Annotated in this window: 6 protein-coding genes; all 6 read left to right on the top strand. The window is 25.9% G+C overall.

The annotated features are described in order from the left end of the window. Window positions 1-186: hypothetical protein (locus AJ932_RS10700; protein ID WP_083261785.1), on the top strand; the 186-nt coding region annotated here is incomplete at its 5' end. 537 nt (window positions 187-723) lie between these two features. Further along, window positions 724-1,284 carry a hypothetical protein gene (locus tag AJ932_RS09965; protein WP_002802083.1) on the top strand — a complete coding sequence of 187 codons (561 nt, stop codon included), beginning with the start codon at window positions 724-726 and terminating at the stop codon, window positions 1,282-1,284. Between the two features lie 2 nt (window positions 1,285-1,286). Beyond that, the gene (locus tag AJ932_RS09960; protein ID WP_002779707.1) at window positions 1,287-1,553 is read left to right on the top strand and encodes a hypothetical protein; all 267 of its coding nucleotides are present in this window, start codon (window positions 1,287-1,289) and stop codon (window positions 1,551-1,553) included. 377 nt (window positions 1,554-1,930) lie between these two features. Continuing rightward, window positions 1,931-2,473: an NYN domain-containing protein gene (locus tag AJ932_RS09955; protein WP_038853341.1), complete on the top strand. Its 543-nt coding sequence runs from the start codon at window positions 1,931-1,933 to the stop codon at window positions 2,471-2,473. 147 nt (window positions 2,474-2,620) lie between these two features. Then, a complete protein-coding gene (locus tag AJ932_RS09950) occupies window positions 2,621-3,274 on the top strand; it encodes a hypothetical protein (protein ID WP_070278794.1) in 654 nt (217 codons plus the stop codon). Between the two features lie 88 nt (window positions 3,275-3,362). Further along, window positions 3,363-4,595: a DUF5710 domain-containing protein gene (locus AJ932_RS09945; RefSeq protein WP_070261061.1), complete on the top strand. Its 1,233-nt coding sequence runs from the start codon at window positions 3,363-3,365 to the stop codon at window positions 4,593-4,595. The last annotated feature ends 3 nt before the right edge of the window (window positions 4,596-4,598 follow it).

Below are 4,598 nucleotides of genomic sequence, written 5' to 3'. Positions count from 1 at the left end.
TCATCTGCTTTATCAAGCTCATCAGGACTTTTGCCTTTGGTAAGTCCTAAGAAAGCGTGGGTGGAGGTCGATTTGCTTTATGCTTTCACCCAGAGTTTGAAAAAGATCATTCATTTATATTTTTATATTTTCTCTAGCTTGTTCCATAAGTTCTTTTGTGCTTACTTGTGGTTTGTAATTAAATGATTTAAAATAACTTGAAGCATTTGCACATTCTTTGATTTTAGATTCTAACTCTGTAGGATTTTTTGGATCTTCATAGTATTACATACTTTTTTGGCTCTAAAGAGCAAGCAGAAAAAACACAAGCAGCAACTACACTTAATAAAGCTAGTTTGATTGTATTTTTCATTTTTAATCCTTTTTTTGTATATTTATAATAATTATAATATACTATTATTAACTAATAATATATAAAAAATATTTTTTATATATTATTATTATATATTATGATTACAAAGAGTAACTATTATTGTCTAGTTATCTCTTTTTCAGGTTGTGTTTTTTCCATAGATTTAAAAGCTTTAAGCTTATTATGAAAATCAATGAAATTTAATTGTTTTTTGACTTCATGCTACCTACACATTTAGAAGATTATTTAGAATATAAAATAAAACTATCACTAAAAAATAAAAGAAACAAAAATAAATATTATTTATTTTTATTATTTATTAATAAATAATAATATATAATATTATACAAAAATATAAAAAAGGTTTTTTAATGATAATATCTGTTATAAATAAAAAAGGTGGTGTTGGAAAGACTCCTTTTGCTTTTTCAATTGCTAAAGATTTAGAATATTTTTTACAAAGCAATGATAATTCTATTATAGAAAAAATTTATCCTGAAAAAGCAAAAATTTTACCAACTCCAAAAAAAATAGATAATTGCGTTTATGATTTTGGTGGGTTTGTAGAAAAAGGAGTATTGGATATTATTAAAGAAAGCAATAAGATTATTGTTCCTTGCACGAGTAATTATAATTCTTTGCTTAGAACATTAGAAACTTTAAACGAAATAGGTAATGATGGTAAAGTTTGTATTTTAGTTACAGACTATAGAGATGAGAAAGAAAAAAAGCAAATTTGTGAAACTCTTGAAAGCAATTTTACAGATTTAAATCTTTTTTTCTTTAAATTTTCAAAGATAATTGAAAATTCTATGAGTAGTGGAGCTTCTTTTACTGAACTTTATAATGAAAACAATCTTTCAAGATTAAGTTATACAAACTTTTTCAATGAATATCAAAGACTTTTAGATTTTATTAGAAAGGATAAATAATAATGGAAAAAAAACCATTTACAATAGCAGAAGCTTTAAACTCTGAAACAAGCTCTCAAAAAACATATAGTAAAGCTGATAAAAAATCAGCTGGAAGAAAAACCGTAGATCAAAAACTAAGAAGAGATAATTTAGTAGTTTGCAGACTTAATGAACAAGAAATGGAAATTTTGAAAAAATTAATGGTTTTAGATTTAGCAAGTGAATATGGCACTTATATAAGAAAATTGATTTTAAAAGAGGCAAGAACTTTAAATATTAATAATTAAAAATGTTACAATATCCTTGCAAAAAACGAAAAGACAAATTGAAGATGAAAAAGATTATGACTGTCGAAGTTTATTTGACTTAATCGAATTAGAATTTTCACAAGGAGAAGAAAATGAGTTGCTTATCTCTAAGTAAGTTCTTATTAATGTTTTTATGTTAGAATTACAGCATCATTAGCACATAGAGGGGTCTTTTTACATAATATTTTTAAAATGACGACTCATTTTGCCTTCAAGATTTAGCAAATAGGACTACATATTATGGATTTGTCCAATAAAGATACAGAATTTTCTATAATTCAACCAAAAAAGACTGCTGTTCTTGTAGATCTTTCTTTTTTATTGAAGGATACAATACACGCAAAAGCATTAAAACAATGGAAGCCGCAGAATTAGCCAAAAGATTAAAAGACTATGTGTGGGAAACTCTTAGAAGAAGTGAAGACTATTTATATAAAGTTTATATTTATGATTGCGAACCGTTAGATAAAAATGTTCCTATGCCTCCTATAGAAAAAACTGATAAATCTAAAAATTTAAGCAAAACTACAACTTATAAATTTAGAAGTGAATTATTAAAACATCTAAGAAAGCAACCGTATTTTGCTGTAAGATTAGGTGAAATTGATGTTAGCGAACTAAGCAATGAAGATTTTGTTATAGATATTAAACAAAAAGGTGTAGATATGAAAATAGGACTTGATATTGCAACTTTAGCAAATAAACACCAAGTGGAAAAAATCATTTTAATTACTTCGGATAGCGATTTTGTTCCTACTGTAAAACACGCTAGAAAAGAAGGGCTTATTGTGCAATTAGATACTATGAGATTTCCAGAAACTCGAATCAAAAAAGGTTTATTAGAACATATTGATATTCTCTCATCCGTTTTTATTAATAAAAATAAAAATGGTAATTAATTATTGTTTTTTATTTTGCTAAATAGATAACTAAAAAATGAATATTGTTAAAAGAAAAAATGAATGAATTTTTCAAAAAAACTAAATAAAGTTTTACCAGATAAAGAAATTAGCAACGAAAAAACATATTCTCGATCAAGGTAAAGAATGAATAATCTAACAAATTTTAATGATCTGTTTTCTCAAATGAGATTATCTTCCTATAATGATGATATTGTAAAGCATTATGATAACCTTAAACTTGTAGGAAAAATCACTCCAAAAATTGCTACATTAGAAATTATTCTTAGAAATAAACTAGATAATAAATTGTCAGAGAAAGATAGTAATTGGATAAAAAATTCTAATGATGAAAAAATTAAAAAAGCTAAAGATGAAATTGAATATAGAGAAAAAAATAGAAATTTATCTCATCATCAATATCTTTCTCGTATGAGCTTAGGAGCTATTATTCATCTTATCAAAGAAAATAAATTACAAAACTCTATAATGGATTTAAAAAATATCAATTTTAGAAACTACAATCAACACAATAGAAATTTCTTTTTTGAAAATGGTATAAAATTACGCTTTAGAAATACGCATAAGGTTGATATTGTTCTTAGCTTATTACAAAATCTAAGAAATAGAAGTTATCATTGGGAAAATATTTTAAAAACTACAGAAAAAAATGGCAAACATTATCCAAGATTAACAACAAAGATTGAGAACACTCATGTAGGAGTAGATCCGCAAAAAATAGATCTATTCTTAAGTGATTTAATTAAAACATTTAACGAAGAAATTTTAGAATATTGTTAATATAAAAAAAGTGGGCTACTAGGAAGCCCTTTGAATTTAATTGCAATTATAGCAATAATAATATTAAAGGAAACTAAAAGGATATACGATGCCACAAAAAAGAATTTATCTTTATGTTCCATTTAAAGACAAAGAAAAAGTAAAATCATTAGGGGCAATGTGGGATGATAAAGAAAAAAAATGGTTTGCTCCAAAAAGCTTAGATAAAAATATTTTCTCACAATGGTTTTATCCGCACCAAAATAAAGAATTTTCATTTGATGAAAATGAAGTTTTAACTACTTTTAAATCTGCTTTAGAAAATCAAGGTTTAATTATTGATGGTTCACCTATCATGGATGGCAAAATCCACAGAGTAAAAACAACAACAGATAAAGGCAGAGAAATGAGTGGAGCTTATAGTGGATTTTTAGATAAATACCCCGCTGGTTTTATTCAAAATTTTAAAACAGGTATTAAAGAAAATTGGAAAATGCCTTTAGAAAATGCAAAACAAAACATTGTAAGTTATCAAACTCCTAGTCAAAAAAGATTACATAATTCTACAAGCAATAATACGAAACAAGACATTTTAGAGCTTCAGCAAAAAACAGCATTAAAAATTGAAGAAGAATATAATCAAGCTAATTGGGCTCATTCAAATCATCCTTATTTAAAGAAAAAAGGTTTTAGTGAAAACTTTTATCTTAAGCAGGATAACAAAGGTTCTTTACTTATTCCCTTAAAAGATGAAAATGGCAAATTATGGTCTGTGCAAAGAATATTCCCAAATGGTGATAAAATTATTGGTGTAATTAAAACTAAAGAAGAAAAAGAGCAAGGCATTGAATATTCTGCAAAAAAATCTGGATGTTTTCACCTAATAGGTGCAAAAAACCTAGAATATTGCAAAGAATTTATCATAGCAGAAGGCTTTGCTACTGCTGCAACTATATACAAAGCACTCAATAAGCCTGTAATAATGGGTATAGATGCTGGAAACTTATCAAAAATCGTTGAAACCCTAAAAAACAAATTTCAAAACACTCCTATTACCTTAATAGCCGATAATGATAAAAAAAGAGAATTAAAAGGACTTTCTAATGTCGGGGTGGAAACTGCAAAAGAAATTCAACAAAAATTTTCAGATATTAAAGTTATTATTCCAAAAATCAGCAATCAAGAAGCAGAACAAGGAATAAGTGATTTCAATGACATTTTTTTAAATAAAGGGCTTGATGAAGTCAAAAAACAATTAAATTTCATTGATTTTCATAATAAACTTAAAGCTTTTAAATCTATGGAAAAAACACAACCTGAAAAAGAGATAACTAGACAATAATAG

The sequence above is a fragment of the Campylobacter sp. BCW_6873 genome, from assembly GCF_001762365.1.
GTDB classification, from domain to species: domain Bacteria; phylum Campylobacterota; class Campylobacteria; order Campylobacterales; family Campylobacteraceae; genus Campylobacter_D; species Campylobacter_D jejuni.
This window is presented reverse-complemented; position numbering and strand designations above follow the sequence as displayed.

Coding starts and splice junctions, on each gene's coding strand:
- AJ932_RS09945 (WP_070261061.1), top strand. CDS start 3,363: ATGCCACAAAAAAGAATTTATCTTTATGTTCCATTTAAAGACAAAGAA.
- AJ932_RS09965 (WP_002802083.1), top strand. CDS start 724: ATGATAATATCTGTTATAAATAAAAAAGGTGGTGTTGGAAAGACTCCT.
- AJ932_RS09960 (WP_002779707.1), top strand. CDS start 1,287: ATGGAAAAAAAACCATTTACAATAGCAGAAGCTTTAAACTCTGAAACA.
- AJ932_RS09955 (WP_038853341.1), top strand. CDS start 1,931: ATGGAAGCCGCAGAATTAGCCAAAAGATTAAAAGACTATGTGTGGGAA.
- AJ932_RS09950 (WP_070278794.1), top strand. CDS start 2,621: ATGAATAATCTAACAAATTTTAATGATCTGTTTTCTCAAATGAGATTA.